Source organism: Actinomadura soli (genome assembly GCF_005889715.1).
Taxonomy (GTDB): domain Bacteria; phylum Actinomycetota; class Actinomycetes; order Streptosporangiales; family Streptosporangiaceae; genus Spirillospora; species Spirillospora soli.
Map to the genome: position 1 here is coordinate 14,924 of NZ_VCKW01000023.1, position 25,972 is coordinate 40,895.

Annotated in this window: 21 protein-coding genes; all 21 read left to right on the forward strand. The window is 68.7% G+C overall.

The genetic code is table 11. The annotated features are described in order from the left end of the window. Window positions 1–17 precede the first annotated feature (17 nt). The 21 genes from nusG (at window position 18) to ETD83_RS06865 (ending at window position 25,914) form a co-directional block, all read left to right on the forward strand. Window positions 18–929 carry a transcription termination/antitermination protein NusG gene (gene nusG, locus ETD83_RS06765; RefSeq protein ID WP_230420731.1) on the forward strand — a complete coding sequence of 304 codons (912 nt, stop codon included), beginning with the start codon at window positions 18–20 and terminating at the stop codon, window positions 927–929. Window positions 930–1,097: 168 nt separating this feature from the next. Further along, window positions 1,098–1,526, forward strand: a complete 429-nt coding sequence (gene rplK, locus ETD83_RS06770; protein WP_138644186.1) for a 50S ribosomal protein L11 — start codon at window positions 1,098–1,100, stop codon at window positions 1,524–1,526. Window positions 1,527–1,586: 60 nt separating this feature from the next. Beyond that, a complete protein-coding gene (gene rplA / locus ETD83_RS06775; RefSeq protein WP_138644187.1) occupies window positions 1,587–2,303 on the forward strand; it encodes a 50S ribosomal protein L1 in 717 nt (238 codons plus the stop codon). 45 nt (window positions 2,304–2,348) lie between these two features. After that, entirely contained in the window at window positions 2,349–2,621 is a 273-nt protein-coding gene (locus ETD83_RS06780; protein WP_268920418.1) for an AMP-binding protein, read from the forward strand. A gap of 177 nt (window positions 2,622–2,798) precedes the next feature. Continuing rightward, a complete protein-coding gene (locus ETD83_RS06785; RefSeq protein WP_230420733.1) occupies window positions 2,799–3,650 on the forward strand; it encodes a LolA-like protein in 852 nt (283 codons plus the stop codon). Window positions 3,651–3,798: 148 nt separating this feature from the next. Continuing rightward, entirely contained in the window at window positions 3,799–4,680 is an 882-nt protein-coding gene (locus tag ETD83_RS06790; protein ID WP_138644189.1) for a LolA-like protein, read from the forward strand. A gap of 349 nt (window positions 4,681–5,029) precedes the next feature. Further along, complete coding sequence (gene rplJ / locus ETD83_RS06795; RefSeq protein WP_138644190.1) at window positions 5,030–5,611, forward strand: 50S ribosomal protein L10; 582 nt, start codon at window positions 5,030–5,032, stop codon at window positions 5,609–5,611. A 52-nt stretch (window positions 5,612–5,663) separates the two neighbouring features. After that, entirely contained in the window at window positions 5,664–6,050 is a 387-nt protein-coding gene (rplL, locus tag ETD83_RS06800) for a 50S ribosomal protein L7/L12 (RefSeq protein ID WP_138644191.1), read from the forward strand. A gap of 378 nt (window positions 6,051–6,428) precedes the next feature. Then, window positions 6,429–7,508, forward strand: coding sequence for an ABC transporter ATP-binding protein (locus ETD83_RS06805; protein WP_138644192.1), 1,080 nt, complete (start codon window positions 6,429–6,431; stop codon window positions 7,506–7,508). Further along, on the forward strand, window positions 7,508–8,365 hold the full coding sequence (locus ETD83_RS06810; RefSeq protein ID WP_268920417.1) for an MlaE family ABC transporter permease: 858 nt from the start codon (window positions 7,508–7,510) through the stop codon (window positions 8,363–8,365). The genes ETD83_RS06805 and ETD83_RS06810 overlap by 1 nt, the downstream gene beginning before the upstream one ends. Beyond that, window positions 8,365–9,213, forward strand: coding sequence for an MlaE family ABC transporter permease (locus ETD83_RS06815; protein WP_138644193.1), 849 nt, complete (start codon window positions 8,365–8,367; stop codon window positions 9,211–9,213). The genes ETD83_RS06810 and ETD83_RS06815 overlap by 1 nt, the downstream gene beginning before the upstream one ends. A 61-nt stretch (window positions 9,214–9,274) precedes the next feature. Next, window positions 9,275–10,585 carry an MCE family protein gene (locus tag ETD83_RS06820; RefSeq protein ID WP_138644194.1) on the forward strand — a complete coding sequence of 437 codons (1,311 nt, stop codon included), beginning with the start codon at window positions 9,275–9,277 and terminating at the stop codon, window positions 10,583–10,585. After that, window positions 10,582–11,613, forward strand: coding sequence for an MCE family protein (locus ETD83_RS06825; protein ID WP_138644195.1), 1,032 nt, complete (start codon window positions 10,582–10,584; stop codon window positions 11,611–11,613). The genes ETD83_RS06820 and ETD83_RS06825 overlap by 4 nt, the downstream gene beginning before the upstream one ends. After that, on the forward strand, window positions 11,614–12,666 hold the full coding sequence (locus ETD83_RS06830; protein ID WP_138644196.1) for an MCE family protein: 1,053 nt from the start codon (window positions 11,614–11,616) through the stop codon (window positions 12,664–12,666). Between the two features lie 27 nt (window positions 12,667–12,693). Beyond that, window positions 12,694–13,950 carry an MCE family protein gene (locus ETD83_RS06835; RefSeq protein ID WP_138644197.1) on the forward strand — a complete coding sequence of 419 codons (1,257 nt, stop codon included), beginning with the start codon at window positions 12,694–12,696 and terminating at the stop codon, window positions 13,948–13,950. Beyond that, the gene (locus ETD83_RS06840; RefSeq protein WP_138644198.1) at window positions 13,947–15,281 is read left to right on the forward strand and encodes an MCE family protein; all 1,335 of its coding nucleotides are present in this window, start codon (window positions 13,947–13,949) and stop codon (window positions 15,279–15,281) included. The genes ETD83_RS06835 and ETD83_RS06840 overlap by 4 nt, the downstream gene beginning before the upstream one ends. Beyond that, complete coding sequence (locus tag ETD83_RS06845) at window positions 15,278–16,756, forward strand: MCE family protein (RefSeq protein ID WP_138644199.1); 1,479 nt, start codon at window positions 15,278–15,280, stop codon at window positions 16,754–16,756. Before ETD83_RS06840 ends, ETD83_RS06845 begins: the two co-directional genes overlap by 4 nt. Further along, window positions 16,753–17,244 carry a hypothetical protein gene (locus ETD83_RS06850; protein ID WP_138644200.1) on the forward strand — a complete coding sequence of 164 codons (492 nt, stop codon included), beginning with the start codon at window positions 16,753–16,755 and terminating at the stop codon, window positions 17,242–17,244. Before ETD83_RS06845 ends, ETD83_RS06850 begins: the two co-directional genes overlap by 4 nt. Next, window positions 17,241–18,194 carry a hypothetical protein gene (locus ETD83_RS06855; RefSeq protein WP_138644201.1) on the forward strand — a complete coding sequence of 318 codons (954 nt, stop codon included), beginning with the start codon at window positions 17,241–17,243 and terminating at the stop codon, window positions 18,192–18,194. Before ETD83_RS06850 ends, ETD83_RS06855 begins: the two co-directional genes overlap by 4 nt. A 353-nt stretch (window positions 18,195–18,547) precedes the next feature. Further along, complete coding sequence (rpoB, locus tag ETD83_RS06860; protein ID WP_138644202.1) at window positions 18,548–22,015, forward strand: DNA-directed RNA polymerase subunit beta; 3,468 nt, start codon at window positions 18,548–18,550, stop codon at window positions 22,013–22,015. 20 nt (window positions 22,016–22,035) lie between these two features. After that, the gene (locus ETD83_RS06865) at window positions 22,036–25,914 is read left to right on the forward strand and encodes a DNA-directed RNA polymerase subunit beta' (protein WP_138644203.1); all 3,879 of its coding nucleotides are present in this window, start codon (window positions 22,036–22,038) and stop codon (window positions 25,912–25,914) included. The last annotated feature ends 58 nt before the right edge of the window (window positions 25,915–25,972 follow it).

Consider the following 25,972-nt stretch of genomic DNA (forward strand, 5'->3'; position numbering starts at 1 on the left):
CGAGAGAAAGAGTCACCGTGTCCGAGCCCTCACAGCCCTACGACGAGGCCGTTGACGAGGCCCAGTCCGCTGCGGCTGCTGCGGCGGACCAGGCGGCGCTGCCCGCCGACGAGGCGGCCGAGGCGGCCGTCTCCGCCGGCGACGCCGAACCCGCGGACACGAAGCTGGAGGGCGAGGGCCCCGAGCCGGGCGCGGCCGAGGACGCCGGCGATCTCGCCGCCGCCGTCACCGGCGAGCAGGACGCCACCGCCGAGAAGGCTGACGAAGCGGCCGAAGACGCGGACGCCGAGGACGCGGAGAGCGAGGACGCGGAGGCCGAGGCCCCCGCCGAGCCGCCCGTCGACCCCTACGCCGACTTCAAGCTGCAGCTCCGCCTCCAGCCGGGCGACTGGTACGTCGTGCACTCCTACGCGGGGTACGAGAACCGGGTCAAGACCAACATCGAGACCCGCACCCAGACCCTCAACATGGAGGACTTCATCTTCCAGATCGAGGTCCCGCAGCACGAGGTCACCGAGATCAAGGGCGGCAAGCGCCAGAAGGTCAACGAGAAGGTCCTGCCGGGCTACATCCTGGTCCGCATGGAGCTGACCGACGAGTCGTGGGCCGCGGTCCGCAACACACCGGGCGTGACGGGCTTCGTCGGGCTGCTGAACAAGCCGTCCCCGCTGAGCCTGGACGAGGTCGCCAACCTGCTGGCCCCCGAGCCGGAGGAGGGCACCGTCCCCGTCAAGGAGCAGGCGAAGGCCGCCGCCACCGTCGACTACGAGGTCGGCGAGTCCGTCACCGTCATGGACGGCCCGTTCGCCACCCTCCCCGCCACCGTCAACGAGATCAACGCCGAGCAGCAGAAACTGAAGGTCCTGGTCTCGATCTTCGGCCGCGAGACCCCGGTGGAGCTGTCCTTCAACCAGGTCTCCAAGATCTGACCGACCTGCTCCGCCGACCCCGTATCCTGGACGGGTTCTCTCCGCGCAGGGACGGCACTCGTTCCTGATCAGCGAAGCGGTTCCTACACGGTGGATGCGTCCCAGCCGCCGTGTTGCCCGGAGTAGCCGGGAGTCGGAACCACCGATAAATGGGACAAAGGGGTTCGCATGCCTCCGAAGAAGAAAATCGCCGCCTTGGTGAAGGTCCAGCTGCAGGCTGGGCAGGCGACTCCGGCGCCGCCCGTCGGTACCGCGCTCGGTCCGCACGGCGTCAACATCATGGACTTCTGCAAGCAGTACAACGCCGCCACGGACTCCCAGCGCGGCAACGTCATCCCCGTAGAGATCACCATCTACGAGGACCGCTCGTTCACCTTCGTCACCAAGACCCCGCCGGCCGCGCAGCTCATCCTGAAGGCCGCGGGCGTGGAGAAGGGCAGCGGCGAGCCGCACAAGACCAAGGTCGGCTCCGTCACCCGCGACCAGGTCCGCGAGATCGCCACGACGAAGATGCCCGACCTCAACGCCAAGGACCTCGACGCCGCCGAGAAGATCGTCGCCGGCACCGCGCGGTCGATGGGCATCGAGGTCAAGTAGCTCACCCCAGTGGAAGGGCCGGCGCTGGCCCGTACCACGAGTTCCAGTGGAGGAACGCACATGAAGCGCAGCAAGGGTTACCGTTCGGCCGCGGACAAGATCGACCGGGAGCGGCTGTACAGCCCGGTGGAGGCCGTGAAGCTGGCCAAGGAGACGACGGTCGTCAAGTTCGACCCGACCGTCGAGGTCGCGATGCGGCTCGGCGTCGACCCGCGCAAGGCCGACCAGATGGTGCGCGGCACCGTGAACCTGCCGCACGGCACCGGTAAGACCGCCCGCGTGCTGGTGTTCGCCGTCGGCGCGAAGGCGCAGGAGGCGGAGTCCGCGGGCGCCGACCTGGTGGGCTCGGACGACCTGATCGAGCGGATCCAGGGCGGCTTCCTGGACTTCGACGCGGTGGTGGCGACGCCCGACCAGATGGGCAAGGTCGGACGGCTCGGCCGGGTGCTCGGCCCGCGCGGCCTGATGCCGAACCCGAAGACGGGCACGGTCACCATGGACGTGGCGAAGGCCGTCACCGACATCAAGGGCGGCAAGATCGAGTTCCGTGTCGACCGGCACGCGAACCTGCACTTCATCATCGGCAGGGCGTCCTTCGACGAGCGCCAGCTGGTGGAGAACTACGCCGCCGCGGTCGACGAGATCCAGCGGCTGAAGCCGTCCGCCGCCAAGGGCCGGTACGTCAAGAAGGCGATCCTGACGACGTCGATGGGCCCGAGCATCCCGGTGGACCCGAACGCGATCCGCAACCTGACCGCGGAGCTCGAAGAGGCCTGACCGAGCGACATCGAACAGGGCGCCCCCGCCATCCGCGGGGGCGCCCTGCCGCGTTCCAAGGGCGCGCGGCTCACGCACAGGAGTCTGCTGGCGGGCATCGAGGTGTCGGCGTCGGGCAGGCCCGTGCGTCCCGGCGACGTGTTCTTCACGCCGTTCCCGCTCTGCCATGTCGCCGGATACCAGGTCATGCTGCACCACCTGTTCCGGCGGCATGCCGTCGTGCTGCGCCGGTTCGGCGCGGCCGCGCTCGTGGAGGCGGCGCGACGGCACGGGGTGACGAGCCTGTCGCTGGCCCCGACGATGTGCGCGCCCACCTGAGCGAACGTCCGGCGCCCGGCTGAGCGAACGGCCTGGCATTGGCCATTTGGCTCCCTCGCGGCTACGCCGGGGGTCGTACCGTAGTCGCGGGCATTCGTACCACCGGGGGATGTAGCGCCGTTAAGGCCTCGGGACACTGGGAACACCAGCAGGGCGATCAAGGGAGGCTCAACCCTTATGAACCGACGACTCATGGTGGCGGCCGGTGGCACCGCCGTGGGTGCCGCGCTCCTCCTGTCCGGATGCGGCGGGGACGGGACGACGAGCACCGAGAACATGAAGCTCAGCGCCGACCAGGCGTTGCTGAAGACGTCCCAGAAGACCGGCCAGACCGACACGTTCAAGGCCGACCTCACGGTGACGGGCACGGGCGAGCACGGCGGCAAGATCCACGCCGACGGCCGGTTCCAGCTGCGTCCGGAGCTGAAGTTCAGCGCGAAGCTGGACGAGTTCAGCAGCAACGGGCGGACCGTCCCCGGCGCCAAGGGCCAGGCGCTGTTCACCGACAACGTCCTGTACGCCAAGGTCCCGCAGCTCGCCCAGTTCGTCAGCGGCGGCAAGCCGTGGCTGAAGATCGACGTCAACCAGATGGCGCAGCGGACCGGGTTCGACGTCCAGAGCCTGCTCCAGCAGGTCCAGCAGGTCGACCCGGCCGAGCAGACGAAGATGTTCACCGGTTCCAAGGACGCCCGCCGCGTCGGCACCGAAACGGTCGACGGCGTGAAGACGACGCACTACGCCGGCACGGTGACCGTCCAGGACGCGCTGAACCAGCTCGACGCGCAGTCCCGCGAGAAGGTGAGCAAGTGGCTGCCGAAGGACCGCGCCAACAGCAAGATCAACTTTGACCTGTGGACGGACGGCGACAACCTGCCCCGCAAGCTCGTGTCCAAGGCGACGGGCCCGCAGGGCGAGAACGGCACGGTGACCGTCCTGTACAGCGACTACGGCAAGTCGTTCAGCGTCAATCCGCCGCCGTCCGACCAGGTGGGGCAGCTGTCGCTCGGCGGGATGCTCGGCGGGAACTGAGAATCCGGCATCCCCGACATCTGGGGACTTGTGTGAACCTGCGGGGTCTCCTCAGCGTCTGATCTAGCATTCGGCCTGACGGCCGGAGCGTGCCAGAGCGCGCCAGAGCGAACCGGCGCTGGCAGACCAGACCAAGGAGACCCCCCACATGATCCGTCGTTTCGCCGTGGGTACGGCGCTGGCGACCTGCTTCGCCCTCTCGCTGACCGGCTGTCTCGGGGACGCCGGGAACAAGGTGGACGAGGCCGGCGAGAACCTGAAGCTGTCGGCCGCGCAGGTGCTGGGCAAGGCAGCGGAGAAGACCGGCAGCGTCGACTCGTTCAAGGCCGACCTCTCGATGCAGGTGAGCGGATCGAGCGAGGGCAACGTCACGGCGTCCGGCCAGATGCAGTACCGGACGAAGCCCGACCTCGCCTACAGCATGAGGTTCGACCAGATGTCGGTGGGCGGCCAGTCCATGGGAGGCATGGAGTACGTCCTCGTCAGCCGGACCATGTACATGAAGATCCCGATGCTGTCGCAGCTCGGCGGCGGGTCCGCGGCCAAGCCGTGGCTGAGGATCTCGCTGGACGAGCTGGGCCGCAAGTCCGGGATGAACATCGACGAGCTGCTCCAGCAGTCGCAGCAGATGGACCCCGTCCAGAACACCAAGATGCTCACCGCGTCCAAGGACGTGCGCGAGGTCGGCAAGGAGACGGTGAACGGCGTCGAGACGACGCACTACACCGGCACCTACCGGATGGAGGACGCGATCTCCAAGCTGCCCGCCGAGTCGCAGGAGGCCCTCCGCAAGAGCTACGCCGACAGCGGCATGCAGAACATGACCTTCGACCTGTGGGTGGACGGCGAGCAGCTCCCCCGCAAGCTGGCGATGAAGTCGCAGCAGACGGCCGACGGCGTCATGAACATGACGATGACCTACCGCGACTACGGCAAGCCGGTGGAGATCGCCGCGCCGCCGGCGAGCGAGACCACCGACTTCAGCCAGATGCTGAACGGCCTCGGCGGCGGTGGCATCCCGGGCAGCTGACGCTCACCGGGAACGCCGGACACCCGAGTACCGGACACCGAGAAGGGCCGCGCCGCGATCGCCGGTGCGGCCCTTTTCCGTCCCCGAATTTGGCCTAGCCGGGAGACGCACGTATTCTGTTCTCTGCCGAAGACCGCCGGTCGTCACCCCGCAAGGGGTGGCCGAAGGACCCGAACTCGTTCGGGCGGCCTGCGCAGGTGAGACGAGAGCTTCCGCATGGCCTCCCGTGCCGTGCTTGGACGCCCCGCGCGCCTGCGCCGGGGCGTTTTTTGGTCGATCGGAACCCGTCCCGGACTCATCCCGGGCCCGGCGACGGTCGTGACCACCCAGGTAATCGGAAGGAGGCCGCATGGCCAAGGCCGATAAGGACGCGGCGATCGCCGAGCTCAAGAACGAGTTCGAGAGCTCCAACGGCGCCGTGCTGACCGAGTACCGCGGGCTTACCGTCGCGCAGGTGCAGGAGCTGCGCGGCAACCTCGGCGAGACCGCACGGTTTCGCGTGGTGAAGAACACGCTGACCAGGCGTGCGGCGAACGAGGCCGGTGTCGACGAGCAGTTCCGTGACCTGCTCGAAGGCCCGTCGGCCATCGCGTTCGTGCGCGGCGACGTGGTCGAGGCCGCCAAGGGCCTGCGCGACTTCGCCAAGGCCAACCCGATGCTGGTGATCAAGGGCGGCTTCATTGACGGTCAGTCGATGGACGCCAAGCAGATCACCCAGCTGGCGGACCTGGAGTCTCGCGAGGTGCTCCTCGCGAAGCTCGCCGGCGCGATGAAGGGCTCCATGGCGAACGCGGCCGCGCTCTTCAACGCCCTGCCGACGCAGGCGGCCCAGCTCGCCGAGGCGCTGCGCGCCAAGCGCGAGGAGAGCGGCGAGACGGCCGAGACCGCCGAGACCGCCGAGGCGCCGGCCGCCGAGGCGTCCGCCGAGTAAGCACCCGCGGTTCCGAAATCCCCAGTACTCAAGCCATAGCGGAGGAAAGATCATGGCGAAGCTCAGCACCGACGAACTGATCGGCGCGTTCAAGGAGATGACCCTTCTCGAGCTCTCCGGGTTCGTGAAGGAGTTCGAGGAGGTCTTCGACGTCAAGGCCGCCGCCCCGGCCGCCGCCGTCGCGGTCGCCCCCGGCGCCGCGGCCCCGGCCGAGGAGGCCGCGGTCCAGGACGAGTTCGACGTCATCCTGGAGGGCGCGGGCGACAAGAAGATCCAGGTCATCAAGGAGGTCCGCGCGCTGACGAGCCTCGGGCTCAAGGAGGCCAAGGACCTGGTCGACGGCGCGCCGAAGCCGCTGCTGGAGAAGGTCAACAAGGAGGCCGCCGACAAGGCCAAGGAGGCCCTGGAGAAGGCCGGCGCGACGGTCACCGTCAAGTAAGGCGCTCCACCGCTTCACGGGAGGCGGTCGCCCCACCACGAGGTGGGTGCGGCCGCCTCTTTTCGCGTGATGGGTGGCCACACCTGGCCGCTCGGGTCTTGGACCGCTAGTCTCATAGGGCTCTAAGTAACGATTGTCTTACGACGTCGCATTTAGCCGCTGATCTGGGCCGGAACCCCTTCCATTTGGCGGGGGTCCCGCTACGGTAGGGGAACCCTCCCGGCTACCGGACGGTAGCAATACCGTGGCCACACGGTGTGACGACGGGACGTGCGACGGACAGACAGCGCGTGACGGACAGAGCCTGAGTACGGACAGAGCCTGAGTGCTACTCGCTCATTGGTTCGGGATTCCCCCGGCCTGGACGAAAGGTGACGAGTGGGCGTCGAGATCAGAGTCGAGGGTCTGACGAAGTCCTTCGGCCGCCAGGTGATCTGGCAGGACGTGTCGCTGACCATTCCCGCGGGTGAGATCTCCGTTCTGCTGGGCCCGTCCGGCACCGGCAAGTCGGTGTTCCTCAAGTCGCTCGTCGGGCTCCTCAAGCCCGACCGCGGGCACATCTGGATCGGTGACCGGGACCTGCCCCGCCTGCCCGAGTCGCAGCTCTACGAGACGCGCAAGCTGTTCGGCGTCCTGTTCCAGGACGGCGCCCTGTTCGGCTCCATGAACCTCTTCGACAACATCGCCTTCCCGCTGCGCGAGCACACCAGGAAGCGCGAGTCCGAGATCAAGAACATCGTCCTCGAGAAGATGGAGATGGTCGGGCTGCTCGGCGCCGAGCACAAGCTGCCCGGCGAGATCTCCGGCGGGATGAAAAAGCGCGCCGGGCTCGCCCGCGCGCTGGTGCTGGACCCCGAGATCCTGCTGGTGGACGAGCCCGACTCCGGTCTCGACCCCGTCCGCACCGCGTTCCTGAACCAGGTGTTCATCGACCTCAACGCGCAGATCGGCGCGACGTTCCTCATCGTCACCCACGACATCAATACGGCCCGGACGCTGCCCGACAACATCGGCCTGCTGTACCAGCGGCACCTCGCGATGTTCGGGCCGAGGGAGATGCTGCTGACCAGCGATGAGCCGGTCGTCCGGCAGTTCCTCAACGCCAGCAAGGTCGGCCCGATCGGCATGTCCGAGGAGAAGGACGAGTCCGAGCTGGAGGCCGAGGCGAAGCTGGGGCACGACCCCGGCAAGCTGCCGCCGATCCCGCCGCAGCAAATGCCGAGCAACGGGATGCTCCGCGCGGGGATGCACGCGCCGGGCGCCTGGTGCGCGGCGCACGGCGTCACCCCGCCGCCCGGCTCGTTCGTCGACGACCTGGGACGCAACTGGGTGGAGGAGTGGCCGCGGTACGTGGCGTCCATGACCCCGGTCGGCGCGTCCGGCGGCCCCGGCGCGCCCGGCGGGCGGTTCCCGGGCAGCCCGCCGCCAGGCCGTCCGGGGGCGGGTGCAGGGTACTGATGTCCACTCCCGATACCGGTATCGACGCGGGCCGGCGGAGGGGCAGGAAGGGCGGCGGCTCTTCCGCGAGGTTCCGCAAGGTCGGCGACGGCGCGGTGAACGTCCTGGTCAAGGAGCCCGGCCGGTTCTTCGCCCTCTGCCTGGACACCGGCCGCGCGATGTTCAAATGGCCGTTCCAGTGGCGCGAGTTCATCCAGCAGGCGTGGTTCATCGTCAGCGTCACCGTCGTCCCGACGATGCTGGTCGCCATCCCGTTCGGCGGCATCCTGTCGCTGCAGGTCGGCGGGCTGATCCGGCAGTTCGGCGCGCAGTCCTTCACCGGCGCGACGGCCGTGGCCGCGATCGTCCGGGAGGCGAGCCCGCTGGTCACCTCCCTGCTGGTCGCGGGCGCCGCCGGCTCGGCGATCTGCGCCGACATCGGCTCCCGGAAGATCCGCGAGGAGATCGACGCCATGGAGGTGCTGGGCATCAACCCGCTGCACCGCCTGGTCGTCCCGCGGATGCTCGCGTGCGCGTTCGTCGCCTTGTTCCTGAACGGCCTGGTCTCGGTGGTCGGGCTGATGGGCGGCTACTTCTTCAACGTCATGCTGCAGGGCGGCACCCCTGGCGCGTACCTGGCGTCCTTCAACGCGATCGCCCAGCTGCCCGACCTGCTGCAGGCCGAGGTCAAGGCGTTCGTGTTCGGCATCACCGCCGGGCTGGTCGCGGCCTACAAGGGCCTGAACGCCAAGGGCGGCCCGAAGGGCGTCGGCGACGCGGTCAACCAGACCGTCGTCATCACGTTCATGCTGCTCTTCGTGGAGAACTTCCTGATCTCCTCCTTGTACTTCCAGCTCGTCCCGTCGAAGGGGATGTGATGGCGGCGCCAGGCAAGACGGGGAAGACGGTCTCCCGGGTGGTGAACGCGCCGCTGCAGCGGCTGGACGACTTCGGCCACCAGATCTCGTTCTACGCCCGCGCCTTCGCGTGGACGTTCCGGGTGCTGCGCCGCTACCGCACCGAGGTGCTGCGGCTGCTGGCCGAGGTCAGCCTCGGCACCGGCGGCCTCGCCGTGATCGGCGGCTCGGTGGTGATCGTCGGCTTCATGACGTTCTTCACCGGCAGCCAGGTCGGCCTGCAGGGCTACGAGTCGCTGAACCAGATCGGCACGGCCGCGTTCACCGGGTTCGTCGCGTCGTACTTCAACACCCGCGAGATCGCGCCGCTGGTGTCGGCGCTGGCGCTGTCGGCGACGGTCGGCTGCGGGTTCACCGCGCAGCTCGGCGCGATGCGGATCTCGGACGAGATCGACGCGCTGGAGGTCATGGCCGTCCCGTCGATGCCGTTCCTCGTCACGACCCGGATGCTGGCCGGGATGATCGCGGTCGTCCCGCTGTACATCGTGGGCCTGCTCGCGTCCTACGGGGCGACGCGGGTGATCGTGACGGTGTTCTACGGGCAGTCCACGGGCACCTACGATCACTATTTCCATCTGTTCCTACCGCCGAACGACATCCTCTGGTCATTCGGAAAAGTGATCATCTTCTCGGTACTAGTGATGCTGATCCACTGCTATTACGGCTACCACGCGAGCGGCGGCCCGGCGGGCGTCGGCGTCGCGGTGGGCCGCGCCGTCCGCACCAGCATCGTCGTGATCAACGTGACCGACCTGATGCTCGGCATGGCGATCTGGGGCACGGGCACTGGCGTTCGGATCGGGGGGTGACTGGGATGAGCGAAGCGAACCGGGGGGCGTGGGGGGTCGTCCCCCCTCGGGAGGCGACGCGATGAGCGAGCGGATTCGGTACCGGCTGTTCGGCACGGCGATGGTCATCGTGATCGCCCTGCTGCTGGCGCTGACCGTCGCCTTCTACAACAAGGCGTTCACCCCGGTGACCGAGGTGACCGTGGACGCCGAGCGCGCCGGGCTGCAGCTGCTGCCGCACTCGGACGTGAAGGTCCGCGGCCTGATCGTCGGCGAGGTGCGCGAGATCGACGCGACCGCGAAGGGCGCGACGCTGCACCTGGCGCTCGACCCGGGCAAGGCGAAGCTGGTCCCGCGCAACGTCCAGGCGCGGCTGCTGCCGAAGACGCTGTTCGGCGAGAAGTACGTCGACCTGCAGATCCCCGCGCAGCCGGGCCCGCTCGGGCTGGCGGAGGGGGCCGTCATCCAGCAGGACCGCTCGCAGACCGCCGTCGAGATCGACAAGCTGCTGAGCGACCTGCTGCCCCTGCTGCGGGCGGTGAAGCCGGCGCAGCTGAACGCGACGCTCAACGCGCTGGCGACGGCTCTGCAGGGACGCGGCGACCAGATCGGGCGCAACCTGGAGCAGGCGGACGCGCTGCTGAAGAAGATCAACCCGCAGCTCGGCACGCTGGTGCACGACCTGAACGGCCTCGCGGACGTGTCCGACATCTACCACGCCGCCGCGCCCGACCTGCTGCAGACGCTCCGCAACCTCAACGTGACCAGCCGGACGATCACCGACGAGAAGGCGACCATCGAGCAGCTGATCCCGGCGACGACCGCGCTGGCCCTGGACGCCGACACCTTCATGCGCCACAACGGCCCGAAGATCATCGGTGTCAACATCGCGAACCGCGACGTGCTGGGCCTGGTCGCCCGGTACTCGCCCTCGCTGCCGTGCGTGTTCGCCGGCCTCACCAAGATCAGGCCGGACGCCGAGGAGGCGGGCGGCGGGAACGGCTCCAAGACGTTCAACCTGACCATCGAGATCGTCAAGCCGCGGCCGGGCTACAAGTACCCGCTGGACCTGCCCGAGGCCAAGGACCAGCGCAACCCCCGCTGCTACGGCCTGCCGAACCCGAAGGTCCCGTTCCCCGACTACCTGGCCCTGGACGGCACGCAGGACGACCTGTGGTGGAAGAACCCCGATGACCCGAACGCCCCGGCCGCCGGAGGACGGGGCAGGGCGCTGTCCAACGTGTTCGTCGACCCCGGCTCCATGAGCGAGAAGGAAAAGATCAAGAACGTGGTCGGCCCGATGACGCGGACCCCCGCCGGCGAGGTCTCCGACGTGTCGACGCTGCTGTTCGGCCCGCTGATCGCGGACGGATCGGTGGTGACGATCAGGTGAGGACGACCAGCGCCGCGATCAAGCTGACGATCTTCGTGGTCGTCACCTCGGTGGCCACCGGCGTGCTGGCGATGACGATCGCCAACCTGCGGTTCCGGGACACGATCGAGTACAAGGCGATCTTCACGGACGTGACCGGGCTGCTGGACAACGACGACGTCCGCGTGGCGGGCGTCCGGGTCGGGCAGATCGAGGGCGTCCGGCTGCACGGGAGGAACCAGGCGGAGGTGACGTTCAGCGTCGAGGAGGGCGGCGTGTTCAGGAACGGGCTGCCGTCGTCCACGAACGCGCAGATCCGCTACCGGAACCTGATGGGCCAGCGGTACCTCGCGCTGACCGACGGCGCCGGGGCGTCCAACGCCTACCTCGACCCCGGCGACACGATCCCGGTCACGCGGACCGAGCCCGCGCTCGACCTCACGACGCTGTTCAACGGGTTCCGGCCGCTGTTCCGCGCGCTGGAGCCCAAGGACGTCAACACGCTCGCCATGCAGCTCATCCAGGTGCTGCAGGGCGAGGGCGGGACGATCAACAGCCTGCTCGCGCACGTCGCGTCGCTGACCAACACGCTCGCCGACCGGGACAAGGTCATCGGCCGGGTGATCGACAACCTGAACAGCGTCCTCGGCACCATCGACCAGCGCCACGACGAGGTCGACCGGCTGATCAGGGACCTGCGGAGCTTCGTCGGCGGCGTCTCCGACGACCGGCAGGCGATCTTCGACTCGGTCGCGGCGATCAACGGCCTGACCGGCACCACGCAGGACCTGCTCGCCGACGCCCGTCCCGGCCTCAGGAACGACATCGCGGGGCTCCGCAGGCTGACCGCGACGCTGGACGCCAACAAGCGCGACCTCGACCAGGGCCTGCAGCGGACGCCGAACCGGCTGGAGAAGCTGGTCAACATCTCGTCCTACGGGTCCTGGTTCAACATGTACATCTGCGGCATGGACGCGAAGGTCCGCCTGCCCGGCGGCCCCGTCTACCAGACACCGGCGATCATGAACGAGAACGCGAGGTGCAAGTAGATGAGGGTCACGTTCCGGGAGCGCAACCCGGTCCCCATCGGCCTCGCCGGGTTCGCGGTCATCCTCGTCCTGGTGGTGCTGGCGATGAACCTGGAGAGCATCCCGCTGATCTCCGGCGGCGACACCCACACCGCCGCGTTCAAGGAGGCCGCCGGGCTGAAGAAGGACGAGGAGGTCCGCGTCGCGGGCGTCAAGGTCGGCAAGGTCACCGATCTCGAACTCGACGGCGACCATGTCAAGGTCACCTTCAAGGTGGACGACGGCGTCCGGCTCGGCGACCGCACCGAGGCCAGCATCAAGATCAAGACGGTGCTCGGCGCGCACTACCTGGCGCTCACCCCGCGCGGCCGGGGCGAACTCGGCCGCGGCATCCCGATCGAGCGGACGCACGTCCCGTTCGAGGTCGTTCCGGCGATCAGCGAGCTGAGCCGGCGGGTCGGCGCGATCGACGTCCAGCAGGTGGCGAAGTCGTTCGACGTGCTGTCGGAGACGTTCAAGAACTCCCCTGAGGAGGTCCGCGCGTCGCTGCAGGGCCTGCGCCGACTCTCCAACACGGTCGCCTCGCGCGACGACCAGCTGCACGAGCTGGCGGGCAAGGCCAGGGACGTGTCGAAGCTGCTCGCCGACCGCAACCAGGACTTCGCCAAGCTCGTCCAGGACGGCGACAGAGTGCTGCAGGCCGTCCAGGCGAGGCGCGCGGTCATCCACCAGCTCCTCATCAACACCGTGGCCCTATCTCAGCAGGTCAACGCCCTGATCCAGGAGAACGAGAAGCAGCTCCGGCCGATGCTGGACAACCTAGCGAAGGTCAACAGGGTGCTCCTGAAGAACCAGGACAACCTCGACCGGATCCTGCAGCTGTTCGCGCCGTTCGCCCGGCAGTTCGCGGACGTCACCGGCACCGGACGCTGGTTCGACTCCTGGATCCAGAACCTCGTCCCGATCCCCGCGTCCATCCAGGCCCCGAAGAACGGCGGCACGACCACCGGAAAGCCGGGCGACCAGACCGGCAACACCGGCAACCCGCTCCCCTTCCTCCCGGAACTCCCGTGACTTCCCCCGTGACCAGGCAGGTTCGTAGTGCGTAACCCGGCGACCATCCTTCGCCTCGGCGGCGCGGTCCTCGCCGTCGCCGTGCTGGCGGCCGTGCTCGTGCTGGTGTTCCAGGAGCCGAAGCAGCGCCGGCTGACGGCGTACTTCACCAAGACCGTCGGCCTGTACAAGGGCGCGGACGTCCGCATCCTGGGCATCCCGGTCGGCGAGGTCACGAGCGTCGAGCCGGTCGGCGACTCGGTGAAGGTCGAGCTGAGGTACGACGCCGAGTACAAGGTGCCCGCGAACGCGCAGGCCGTCATCATCAACCAGACCCTGGTCTCGGACCGCTACATCCAGCTCACGCCCGTCTACAAGGGCGGCGGCGTCCTGGCGGACGGGGCGACGCTGACGACGAGCCGCACCGCCGTCCCGGTCGAGGTCGACGAGGTCGGCGGCAGCCTGAACGACCTGTCCAAGGCGCTGGGGCCGCAGGGCGCCAACGCCCCGGGCCCGGGCGGGCAGGAGGGCTCGCTGTCGCGGCTGCTGCAGGTCGGCGCGGCGAACCTGAACGGGCAGGGCGACGACATCCGGCAGACGATCGAGGACGCGTCCAAGGCGCTCAGCACGCTCAGCACCGACCGCGGCGACGTCGCCGAGACGATCAGGAACCTGCGGGTCATCACCGACGCGATGAAGGCGAACGACCAGCAGATCAAGTCGTTCACCGGGCACCTCAACGGCGTGTCGGGGCAGCTCGAGGGGGAGAAGGAGGAGCTCAGCGCGGCCCTCAACACCCTCGCGCCGACGCTGCGGAACGTGCAGCGGTTCGTCAAGGACAACCGGACCGAGCTGGCCGCCAACGTCCGGCAGCTCGCCCAGATCACCGGCGTGCTGGTGAAGGAGAAGGACTCGCTCGCCGAGATCCTCACCGCCGGCCCGCTGGCGATCAACAACCTGGCCCGCGCGTACGACCCGATCAGCGGCACCATCCACACCCGCGACAACTTCCGCCAGTTCCACGACCTCGCCGACTGGCTCTGCTCGCTGGCCTACTCGGTGGGGACGCCGGCGAAGCAGTGCCTCGACTTCGTCCGCCCGTACAACGGCATCGGCAAGGCGCTGACGGGCTTCAGCCTCGACCTGTCCTGGATCACGGCGCTGACCACGCACTACGACCCGGTCCCGATCCCGCCGGACGCCTACGGCCCGCAAGGCCCGCCCCAGTCGAACAACACGAACGGGACGAACAACGCACGCAGGCCGACCGACGTCACCGCGCTCCTGCCGGGAGGTGGCCGATGACCACGGCACGGCTGGCACGGCGGACACGGCTGGCACGGCGGACATGGCTGGCCGGCGCCGCGGCGGCGGTCGCGGGCGCGGTGGCGCTGTCGGGCTGCTCGTTCAACGGCGTGGAGTCCATCCCGCTGCCCGGCGGGCCCGACCTCGGCTCCGACCCGAAGACCGTGAAGATCGAGTTCTCGAACGTGCTGGACCTCGTCCCGCAGTCGGCGGTCAAGGTCAACGACGTCTCGGTCGGCAAGGTCGACAGGATCGAGCTGGCCGGCGGGGCGCGCGGGACCGGTGGGCGGAGCGGCTGGCACGCCGTCGTCACCGTCAAGGTGCGCGGGGACGTCAAGCTGCCCGACAACTCCGTCGCCACGATCGGCCAGACCAGCCTCCTCGGCGAGAAGTTCGTGCAGATCGAGCCGCCGCGCAACGAGGCCCCGGCCGGGGAGCTGGCCTCCGGCGACCTGATCCCGTTGAACCGCACCGTCCAGGGCACCGAGATCGAAGAGGTGCTGTCGGCGATGTCGCTGTTGCTGAACGGCGGCGGGCTGGAACAGGTCTCCACGATCAGCCACGAGCTGCAGGCCGCGATGCGCGGCCGCGAGCCCACGATCAGGTCGGTGCTGTCCCAGGTCAACACGTTCGCCGGGACGCTGGACCGCAACCGCGCCGCGATCACCCGCGCGCTGGACAGCATCGACCGGCTGACCGGCAAGCTGTCGGACGAGCGCAGGACGATCCAGGACACCATCGACGAGACCGGCCCGGCGATCACCGTCCTCGACCGCAACCGCGCCGACCTGACCAGGATGCTGGTGGCGCTGAACAAGCTGAGCCGCACCACCACCTACGTGATCAACCAGTCGAAGGCCGACCTGCTGGCGAACCTCCGGGACCTCGACAAGATCCTGCGGAACCTCAACAAGGCGGGTGCCGACCTGCCGAAGTCGCTGGAGTCGCTGATCACGTTCCCGTTCCCCGCGACGTTCGGGAACACCATCGAGGGCGACTACGGCAACGTCCGGCTGACCCTCGACCTGGACTTCGAGTCCATCGCCCGGAACCTGCTCGGCGGCACCGACCTGGAGGGCCTGCTCGGCAGCGGACAGCAGATGCGCTCCATGCTCCAGGTTCCGAACGTCACGCTGCCCGACACCCCGCTGGGCGTGCTGCCGCAGATGCCCGGCGACACCGGCTCCGGCGGCGGCTTGGGCGGCTTGGGCGGTTCGGGCGGCTCCGGCGGGCTGCTGCCGGGCCTCCCCGGCCTGCCCGGGGTTCCGGGGGCGACCACTCCGGCGCCGACGAAGGCACCGTCCGGCACGAAGACGGGGGGCAACCCGTGATCCTCAAACGCGGCGTCATCCTCCAGCTGATCGCGTTCGCGGTCATCACCGTCGTCGGCGTGACGATCGTGTCGGTGAACTACATCGGCGTCGGCCGCGACCTGCTCGGCCGCGAGTACGTCGCCTACGTCGACCTCACCGACTCCGGCGGCGTGTTCACCAACGCGGAGGTCACCTACCGGGGCGTCCCGGTCGGACGGGTCGGGCCGATCGAGCTGACCGAGGACGGCATCCGCGTGAAGCTCCTCATGGAGCGGGGCGAGCGGATCCCGCGCGACGGGACGAAGGCGATCGTCGCGAACCGGTCGGCGGTGGGCGAGCAGTACGTCGACCTGGAGCCCACCAAGAAGAGCGGCCCCTACCTGGACGAAGGCGACCCCTACACGATCCCGCGGAACCGCACCACGCTGCCCGTGTCGACGGCCGAGCTGCTCCGCAACGTCGACTCGCTGGTCGGCTCGGTGAACACCAAGGACATCGGCGTCATCGTGGACGAGCTCGACAAGGCGTTCTCCGGCTCCGCAGAGGACCTCCAGTCGATCCTGGACGACACCGACCGGCTGCTGAAGACCGCCGACGCGGCCTATCCGGACACCAAGCGGCTCCTGGACAACAGCGTCACCGTCCTGGACACCCAGCGCGGCCAGGCCGCCAACATCCGCGGCTTCGCCCGCAACCTGAACGACCTCACCGCGTCTCTGCGCAACGACGACCCGGCCCTGCGCAAGACCATCCAGGGCGTGCCGGGAGCGGTGGACGAGACCCACAAGGCCATCAACCAGCTCGCGCCGACGCTGCCCGTCTTCCTGGCCAACCTCACCACCACCGGCCAGATCATCTCGTCGCGCAAGGCGGGCCTGCGGTCGCTGTTCATCCTCTACCCGGTGACGGTCGCGGGCGCGTCCACCGTCAACCCGGGCGACGGCACCCAGCACCTGGGCCTCGCGCTGAACATCGACGCGCCGCCCGCGTGCACCGAGGGCTATGAGAAGACCAAGCACCGCTGGCCGCAGGACACGTCCAGGAAGAAGCCGCGCCTGGACGCCGGCTGCAAGGCCCCGCACGACGCGTCCACGGGCGTGCGCGGCACCCGCAACTTCCCGCGCGACGCCATCGCGCCGTTCCCGCAGGTCCCGCCGGGCGCTACCGCGGGCGCCGGATTCCCGGACGGCGGCGCGACCGGGGACGACGGCGACGGAAAGACCGAGGCCAACGCCCAGGGCAAGAACTCCGCCGAGAACTCCGGCAACGGAAACACCACCGCCCCGGCGGCGCCGACCGGCCAGTTGTCCGACGGTCGGCTCTACCTGTCGTATCCGGCGGATTCAGTCGAATTCGCTGGATACGATCCAACGACCGGTGCGGTCTATGGCCCCGACGGCAAGCGATATGTCATGCCCCGCAGCGCCGGTACCCGTCAGTTGGGAGAGGAATCCTCGTGGAAGTGGCTCCTTCTCGGACCGCTGAGCCAATGAGGCGCGGCCGCTCGGCTCCGGCGATCGCGATCGCCCTGAGCGTCGTCGTGATCGGCCTCGCCGTCGCGTCCGGCTGGCTCGGCGTGATCACCCTCCAGAACCGGGACGAGGCCGACCAGAAGGCCGGCGCGATCCAGTCGGCACGGCAGATGGGCGTCAACCTGATGTCGCTCGACGCGTCCACCGCCCAGCGCGACCTGGACCGCATCGTGGCCGGCACCACCGGCGACCTGAAGAACAAGCTGGCCACCCAGTCGAAGGCCTTCATGGACCAGGTCACCAAGTACAAGGCCAAGTCGACGGTCAGCGACGTCGACGCCGCGCTGGTGTCCATCGACGACGACTCGGCCGAGGTGATGGTCTCCCTGAACGGCACCGTCACGAATGACAAGGTGAAGAACGGCACGCCCCAGGGCTACCGGTACCAGATGGACCTCACGCGGGTCGACGACCGGTGGCTCGTGTCCGGACTGGAGGTCGTCCCGTGACGATGCTCGGCCGGGGCAAGCGCTCCGACTCCGGCAAGAAGAAGCCGAAGGACAAGGCCGCGGAACAGGCCGCTAAGGCCGAGGAGGCGGCCGAGGCCGCCCGGCTCGCCGAGGAGGCCGCCGCCAAGGCCCGGGAGGCCGCGCGCCTCGCGAAGATCGCCGCGGACGAGGCCGCCGCCGAAGCCGATGAGGCCGAGGAGACCGACGAAGCCGTCAAATCCCTCCAGAAGCCGCAAGACCCCCCGGACGACTCCGAAGACGCGTCCGACGGTGACAGCGCGCCAGAGGACGGCTCAGCCTCCCCGGAGGTCGCCTCCGCCCCCGTCGACGCCACCGAAAGCGACGAAGCCCCCGAAACCGACGAAGACGCGCCGAAGCCGGTCAAGGTCAAGAAGACCGCCGCGCCCAAGGCCGCGCCGAAGCCCGCGCCGAAGGCCGCGCCTCGGCCCGGTCGGTGGTTCCGTTCGGGGAGCATGGGGACGGTCGTCGCCGTCCTGGTCGTCCTCATGATCGCGTTCGGCGCCGGCACCACGGCCCTCGCCCTGGAGGTCCGCGAGCAGAACGCGACCGTGACGGCGAGCAAGGAGGCGTCGTTCGCCGCGTCCCGCGCGGCGCAGAAGCTGTCGTCGTACGACTACCAGACGCTCGACGCCGACCTGAAGGCCGCGTCCGCCACGACGACCGGCAAGCTGCGCACCGACTACGACAAGCTCGCCCAGCAACTGAGGACGGTCGCCGTCCAGCAGCAGGCCGTCTCCACCACCACGGTCATGAAGGTCGGCGTCGTGAGCGCGACTCCTGACAAGGTCGTGGCGCTGGTCTACGCGAACCGGTCGTCCGCCACCAAGGCCGACAAGCAGCAGCGGCTCCCCGAGCCGCTCCGGATCCGGATGACGATGGTCAAGCAGGACGGGAAGTGGCTCGCGTCCGAACTCACGGTCATCTCCTGACCAGCGAGCATCAGCTCGCGACACGTGTTTCGGGTGCACGGCGTCCGGCCTGCCGGGAGGCTTAAACTATGGCCTTCCTCACTGCAGGTCAGAGCCCGAAAAGTCCAACCTCGCTCTTGACTGAAAGGCGCTGAGGGGCGATGCTCCATGGCAACGTGATGCATACTGCGGCGCTAGAGTTGCGAGCGGTGTGGCATGTCGGCTACACTGCCCCTTTGCGCTGCCCTCTGACTATCCGCGTGTGAGAGAACCCCTGCCCCGGTCCGTTTTGGACCTCTCTGTGCAGGTCTCGGACGTGGATCGTCTGGCGTGCGTGTCACCAGTTACGCCGCGAGCCCTCGGAAGGACCACTCTTGGCAGCCTCGCGCAACGCCTCGAATACCGCAACCGGTCCGAACCGCGTCTCCTTCGCGCGCATCAAGGAGCCGCTCGAAGTCCCGGACCTCCTTGCTCTGCAGACCAACTCCTTTGACTGGCTGCTGGGCAACGAGAGGTGGAAGGCCCGGGTCGAGGCGGCCCAGAAGGCCGGAAGTAAGAGCGTCCCGACGCAGTCGGGGCTGGAGGAGATCTTCGAAGAGATCAGCCCGATCGAGGACTTCTCCGGAACCATGTCGCTGTCGTTCCGCGACCACCGGTTCGAGCCGCCCAAGTACTCCGTCGAGGAGTGCAAGGACAAGGACATGACCTACTCCGCCCCGATGTTCGTCACGGCGGAGTTCATCAACAACACCACGGGCGAGATCAAGAGCCAGACGGTGTTCATGGGCGACTTCCCGCTCATGAGCCCGAAGGGCACGTTCATCATCAACGGCACCGAGCGCGTCGTCGTCTCCCAGCTCGTCCGGTCGCCGGGCGTGTACTTCGACCGCGCGCTCGACAAGGCCTCCGACAAGGACATCTACGGCTGCCGGGTCATCCCGAGCCGCGGCGCGTGGCTCGAGTTCGAGATCGACAAGCGCGACAACGTCGGCGTGCGCATCGACCGCAAGCGCAAGCAGCCCGTCACCGTGCTGCTCAAGGCGCTCGGCTGGGACGAGGCGCGCATCCGTGAGCGCTTCGGCTCCTACGAGTCGATCAACGTGACCCTGGAGAAGGACCACACCTCCGGCCAGGACGACGCCCTCCTCGACATCTACCGCAAGCTGCGCCCGGGCGAGCCGCCCACGCGCGAGTCGGCGCAGACGCTCCTGGAGAACCTGTACTTCAACCCGAAGCGCTATGACGTCGCCAAGGTCGGCCGCTACAAGATCAACAAGAAGCTCGGCCTCGACCTGGACATGAACCAGGGCACCCTCACCGAGGACGACATCGTCGCCACGATCGAGTACCTCGTCCGGCTGCACGCCGGTGAGGAGGAGGCGACCCTCGGCGCCGTCGCCGTGCCGATCGAGGTCGACGACATCGACCACTTCGGCAACCGGCGGCTGCGCACGGTCGGCGAGCTCATCCAGAACCAGGTCCGGCTCGGCCTGGCCCGCATGGAGCGCGTCGTCCGCGAGCGGATGACCACCCAGGACGTCGAGGCGATCACGCCACAGACGCTGATCAACATCCGGCCGGTCGTCGCCTCCATCAAGGAGTTCTTCGGCACCAGCCAGCTGTCCCAGTTCATGGACCAGACCAACCCGCTGGCCGGCCTGACGCACAAGCGGCGCCTGAACGCGCTCGGCCCCGGCGGTCTGTCCCGTGAGCGGGCCGGCATGGAGGTCCGCGACGTCCACCCGTCCCACTACGGCCGCATGTGCCCGATCGAGACGCCGGAAGGCCCGAACATCGGCCTGATCGGCTCGCTCGCCGCGTTCGGCCGGGTCAACCCGTTCGGGTTCGTCGAGACCCCCTACCGGCGCGTCACCGACGGCGTCGTCACCGAGCAGATCGACTACCTGACCGCCGACGAGGAGGACCGCTACGTCATCGCGCAGGCCAACTCCCTGCTCAACGACGACGGCACCTTCGTCGACGACCGGGTCCTGATCCGCCGCAAGGGCGGCGAGGTCGAGCTCGTCCCGGCCCGCGAGGTCCAGTACATGGACGTCTCGGCCCGGCAGATGACCTCGGTCGCCACCGCGATGATCCCGTTCCTGGAGCACGACGACGCGAACCGCGCGCTGATGGGCTCCAACATGCAGCGCCAGTCCGTCCCGCTGCTGCGCAGCGAGGCGCCGCTGGTCGGCACGGGCATGGAGTACCGCGCCGCGACCGACGCCGGCGACGTCATCACGGCCGAGAAGGCCGGCGTCGTCGAGGAGGTCTCCGCCGACTACGTGACCGTCATGAACGACGACGGCACCCGGACGACCTACCGCGTCTCCAAGTTCAAGCGGTCGAACCAGGGCACCTGCTTCAACCAGAAGCCGATCGTCGAAGAGGGCGCCCGGGTCGAGCTGGGCCAGGTCATCGCGGACGGCCCCTGCACCGACAACGGCGAGATGGCGCTCGGCAAGAACCTCCTCGTGGCGTTCATGCCGTGGGAGGGCCACAACTACGAGGACGCCATCATCCTCAGCCAGCGCCTGGTGCAGGACGACGTCCTCTCCTCGATCCACATCGAGGAGCACGAGGTCGACGCCCGCGACACCAAGCTCGGCCCCGAGGAGATCACCCGGGACATCCCGAACGTCTCCGAGGAGGTCCTCGCCGACCTCGACGAGCGCGGCATCATCCGCATCGGCGCGGACGTCGTCCCCGGCGACATCCTGGTCGGCAAGGTCACCCCGAAGGGCGAGACGGAGCTGACCCCCGAGGAGCGGCTGCTGCGCGCGATCTTCGGCGAGAAGGCCCGCGAGGTGCGGGACACGTCGCTGAAGGTGCCGCACGGCGAGCAGGGCAAGGTCATCGGCGTCCGGGTGTTCTCCCGCGACGAGGGCGACGAGCTCCCGCCCGGCGTGAACGAGCTGGTCCGGGTGTACGTCGCGCAGAAACGCAAGATCACCGACGGCGACAAGCTGGCCGGACGGCACGGCAACAAGGGCGTCATCTCCAAGGTCCTCCCCGTCGAGGACATGCCGTTCCTTGAGGACGGCACCGCGGTCGACATCGTCCTGAACCCGCTCGGCGTCCCCGGGCGCATGAACGTGGGCCAGGTCCTGGAGACCCACCTCGGCTGGGTCGCGTCCCGCGGCTGGAAGATCGAGGGCGACGACCAGGACTGGAAGAAGGCGCTCAACGCCATCGGCGCGTCCGAGGCGCCGCCGTGGACGAACACCGCCACGCCGGTGTTCGACGGCGCCCGCGAGGACGACGTCACCGGCCTGATCGAGAGCACCCTGCCGAACCGCGACGGGCAGCGTCTGGTCGGCCCGGGCGGCAAGGCGAGGATGTTCGACGGCCGCACGGGCGAGCCCTACAAGGACCCGATCTCGGTCGGCTACATCTACATCCTCAAGCTGCTGCACCTGGTCGACGACAAGATCCACGCCCGCTCGACCGGTCCGTACTCCATGATCACCCAGCAGCCGCTCGGCGGTAAGGCGCAGTTCGGCGGCCAGCGCTTCGGTGAGATGGAGGTGTGGGCGCTGGAGGCGTACGGCGCCGCCTACGCCCTGCAGGAGCTTCTGACCATCAAGTCCGACGACGTCCTCGGCCGCGTGAAGGTGTACGAGGCCATCGTCAAGGGCGAGAACATTCCCGAGCCCGGCATCCCCGAGTCCTTCAAGGTGCTCATCAAGGAGATGCAGTCGCTCTGCCTCAACGTCGAGGTGCTCTCCAGCGACGGCATGTCCATCGAGATGCGCGACACCGACGAGGACGTCTTCCGCGCTGCGGAGGAGCTCGGCATCGACCTGTCCCGGCGTGAGCCGAGCAGTGTCGAAGAGGTCTGATCAACTCAAGGGGAAATCTGTTGCTTGACGTCAACTTCTTCGACGAGCTACGCATCGGCCTGGCGACCGCTGACGACATCCGCCAGTGGTCCCACGGCGAGGTCAAGAAGCCGGAGACGATCAACTACCGCACCCTCAAGCCGGAGAAGGACGGGCTCTTCTGCGAGAAGATCTTCGGTCCGACCCGCGACTGGGAGTGCTACTGCGGCAAGTACAAGCGCGTCCGGTTCAAGGGCATCATCTGTGAGCGCTGCGGCGTCGAGGTGACCCGGGCCAAGGTGCGCCGTGAGCGGATGGGCCACATCGAGCTGGCCGCACCGGTCACGCACATCTGGTACTTCAAGGGCGTCCCGTCCCGGCTCGGCTACCTGCTGGACCTGGCCCCGAAGGATCTCGAAAAGATCATCTACTTCGCGGCCTACATGATCACCAGCGTGGACGCCGAGCGGCGCGACCGCGACCTGCCGACGCTGGAGGCCCACATCTCCGTGGAGCGCCAGCAGATCGAGCAGGCCCGCGACGCGCAGGTCGAGGCCCGCCAGCAGAAGCTGGAGGGCGACCTGGCGGAGCTGGAGGAGGCCGGCGCGAAGGCCGACCAGAAGCGCAAGGTGCGCGACGGCGCCGAGCGGGAGATGAAGCAGCTGCGCGACCGCGCGCAGCGCGAGCTCGACCGCCTCGACGAGGTGTGGAGCCGCTTCAAGAACCTCAAGGTCCAGGACCTGGAGGGCGACGAGCTGCTCTACCGCGAGATGCGCGACCGGTTCGGCAAGTACTTCGAGGGCGGCATGGGCGCCGCGGCCATCCAGGCCCGGCTGCAGAACTTCGACCTCGACGCCGAGGCCGAGCGGCTGCGCGAGACCATCCGCACCGGCAAGGGCCAGAAGAAGGCCCGCGCCCTGAAGCGGCTGAAGGTCGTCTCGGCGTTCCTCAACACCCGTAACAGCCCGCTCGGCATGGTGCTCGACTGCATCCCGGTCATCCCGCCGGACCTGCGTCCGATGGTGCAGCTGGACGGCGGCCGTTTCGCGACGTCCGACCTGAACGACCTGTACCGCCGGGTCATCAACCGGAACAACCGGCTCAAGCGGCTGCTCGACCTCGGCGCGCCCGAGATCATCGTGAACAACGAGAAGCGGATGCTGCAGGAGGCCGTCGACGCGCTGTTCGACAACGGCCGCCGCGGCCGTCCGGTCACGGGTCCGGGCAACCGGCCGCTGAAGTCGCTGTCCGACATGCTGAAGGGCAAGCAGGGCCGGTTCCGGCAGAACCTGCTGGGCAAGCGCGTCGACTACTCGGGCCGTTCGGTCATCGTCGTCGGCCCGCAGCTGAAGCTGCACGAGTGCGGCCTGCCCAAGCAGATGGCGCTGGAGCTGTTCAAGCCGTTCGTGATGAAGCGGCTGGTCGACCTCAACCACGCGCAGAACATCAAGTCCGCGAAGCGCATGGTCGAGCGTGCCCGCCCGGTGGTGTGGGACGTCCTCGAAGAGGTCATCACCGAGCACCCGGTGCTGCTGAACCGGGCGCCGACCCTGCACCGGCTCGGCATCCAGGCGTTCGAGCCGCAGCTGGTCGAGGGCAAGGCCATCCAGATCCACCCGCTCGTCTGCACCGCCTTCAACGCGGACTTCGACGGCGACCAGATGGCCGTGCACCTGCCGCTGTCCGCCGAGGCGCAGGCCGAGGCGCGGATCCTGATGCTGTCCACGAACAACATCCTGAAGCCGTCCGACGGCAAGCCCGTCACCATGCCCACCCAGGACATGGTCATCGGCCTGTACTGGCTGACGACGCAGAAGGACGGCGCGGAGGGCGAGGGCCGCGCGTTCGGCTCGGTCGCCGAGGCGATCATGGCCTACGACCGGGGCGAGCTCGACCTCCAGGCCAAGATCCAGCTCCGGCTGAAGGACGTCCCGCCGCCGCGCGAGTGGATCGCGCCGGAGGGCTACGACCCCGGCCAGCCGTACCGGCTGGAGACGACGCTCGGCCGCGCCATCTTCAACGAGACGCTGCCGGACGACTTCCCGTTCGTCGACGACGAGATCGGCAAGAAGCAGCTCTCGGCGATCGTCAACGAGCTGGCGGAGACGTACCCGAAGGTCGCCGTCGCCAACGCGCTCGACGCGCTGAAGAGCACCGGGTTCCACTGGGCGACCAGGTCCGGCGTCACGATCGCGATCGACGACGTCATCACGCCGCCGAACAAGCAGGAGATCCTCGGCGGCTACGAGCAGCGGGCCGAGAAGGTGCAGCGGGAGTTCAACCGCGGCCTGATCACCGACGACGAGCGCAAGCAGGAGCTCATCGAGATCTGGAACAAGGCCACCGCCGACGTCGCGGTGGACATGGAGCAGGCGTTCCCGAAGGCCAACCCGATCTGGATGATGATCCAGTCGGGCGCCCGCGGCAACCCGCTGCAGCTCCGCCAGATCGCCGGTATGCGCGGCCTGGTCTCCAACCCGAAGGGCGAGACGATCCCGCGTCCGATCAAGTCGTCGTTCCGTGAGGGGCTGTCGGTCGTCGAGTACTTCATCTCGACGCACGGCGCCCGGAAGGGGCTCGCCGACACCGCGCTGCGCACCGCCGACTCGGGTTACCTGACCCGGCGCCTGGTGGACGTCGCGCAGGACGTCATCGTCCGCGAGGAGGACTGCGGCACCGACCGCACGATCCCGTTCGAGATCGTCGAGCGGCAGTCGGACGGCAGCCTCGCCAAGCTCTCCACCACGGAGACCAGCCTGGCGGGCCGTACGATCGCCGAGGACGTCGTCGTCGACGGCACGGTCATCTACCCGGCCGACACCGACCTGTCCGACGCGGTCGTGTCGCGGCTGTTCGAGGCCGGCATCGAGAAGGTCCGGACCCGCAGCGCCCTGGTCTGCGAGGCCAAGATCGGCGTCTGCGCCGCGTGCTACGGCCGTTCGCTGGCCACCGGCAAGCGGGTGGACGTCGGCGAGGCCGTCGGCATCATCGCCGCGCAGTCCATCGGCGAGCCCGGCACGCAGCTCACCATGCGGACCTTCCACACCGGCGGTGTGGCGGGCGGCGACATCACGCACGGCCTGCCGCGCGTGCAGGAGCTGTTCGAGGCCCGGATCCCGAAGGGTGTGGCCCCGATCAGCGAGGTCGCGGGCCGGGTCAAGATCGACGAGACGGAGAAGTCCCGCAAGATCGTCATCGTCCCGGACGACGGCTCCGACGAGATCGCCTACCCGGTGCCGATGCGGTCCCGGCTGCTGGAGGACGTCCGGGAGGGCAAGTCCGTCGGCGTCGGCCAGCAGCTCATCGCGGGTGCGATCAACCCGCACGAGGTGCTGCGCATCCTCGGCCCCCGCGCGGTGCAGCTGCACCTCGTGCAGGAGGTCCAGGAGGTGTACCGGTCGCAGGGCGTGTCGATCCACGACAAGCACATCGAGATCATCGTCCGCCAGATGCTGAAGCGGGTGAACATCCTCGAGTCGGGCGACACCGACCTGCTCCCGGGCGACCTGGTGGAGCGTCCGATCTTCGAGGAGACGAACCGGAACGTCGTCGCCGAGGGCGGGGTCCCCGCCGCCGGCCGTCCGGTCCTGATGGGCATCACCAAGGCCTCGCTCGCGACCGAGTCGTGGCTGTCGGCGGCGTCCTTCCAGGAGACGACCCGGGTTCTCACCGAGGCCGCGATGCACGCCAAGAGCGACCCGCTGCTCGGCCTCAAGGAGAACGTCATCATCGGGAAGCTCATCCCGGCCGGTACCGGCATGCCGCAGTACCGCAACGTCCGGGTCGAGCCGACCGAGGAGGCGAAGGCGGCGGTCTATTCCGTCGGCTCCTACGACGATGGCGCCGAGTACGCCTTCGGTCAGGGCTCCGGCGAAGCCGTCCCGCTGGAGGAGTACGACTTCGGCCAGTACAACCGGTAATTCCAACGCGCGAAAGGCCGCTTCCCAGAACTCGGGAGGCGGCCTTTCGCCTGCCGTA

Coding starts and splice junctions, on each gene's coding strand:
- ETD83_RS06830 (WP_138644196.1), top strand. CDS start 11,614: ATGAGGGTCACGTTCCGGGAGCGCAACCCGGTCCCCATCGGCCTCGCC.
- ETD83_RS06790 (WP_138644189.1), top strand. CDS start 3,799: ATGATCCGTCGTTTCGCCGTGGGTACGGCGCTGGCGACCTGCTTCGCC.
- ETD83_RS06810 (WP_268920417.1), top strand. CDS start 7,508: ATGTCCACTCCCGATACCGGTATCGACGCGGGCCGGCGGAGGGGCAGG.
- ETD83_RS06850 (WP_138644200.1), top strand. CDS start 16,753: ATGAGGCGCGGCCGCTCGGCTCCGGCGATCGCGATCGCCCTGAGCGTC.
- ETD83_RS06785 (WP_230420733.1), top strand. CDS start 2,799: ATGAACCGACGACTCATGGTGGCGGCCGGTGGCACCGCCGTGGGTGCC.
- rplL (WP_138644191.1), top strand. CDS start 5,664: ATGGCGAAGCTCAGCACCGACGAACTGATCGGCGCGTTCAAGGAGATG.
- rplJ (WP_138644190.1), top strand. CDS start 5,030: ATGGCCAAGGCCGATAAGGACGCGGCGATCGCCGAGCTCAAGAACGAG.
- rplA (WP_138644187.1), top strand. CDS start 1,587: ATGAAGCGCAGCAAGGGTTACCGTTCGGCCGCGGACAAGATCGACCGG.
- ETD83_RS06815 (WP_138644193.1), top strand. CDS start 8,365: ATGGCGGCGCCAGGCAAGACGGGGAAGACGGTCTCCCGGGTGGTGAAC.
- ETD83_RS06840 (WP_138644198.1), top strand. CDS start 13,947: ATGACCACGGCACGGCTGGCACGGCGGACACGGCTGGCACGGCGGACA.
- rplK (WP_138644186.1), top strand. CDS start 1,098: ATGCCTCCGAAGAAGAAAATCGCCGCCTTGGTGAAGGTCCAGCTGCAG.
- ETD83_RS06820 (WP_138644194.1), top strand. CDS start 9,275: ATGAGCGAGCGGATTCGGTACCGGCTGTTCGGCACGGCGATGGTCATC.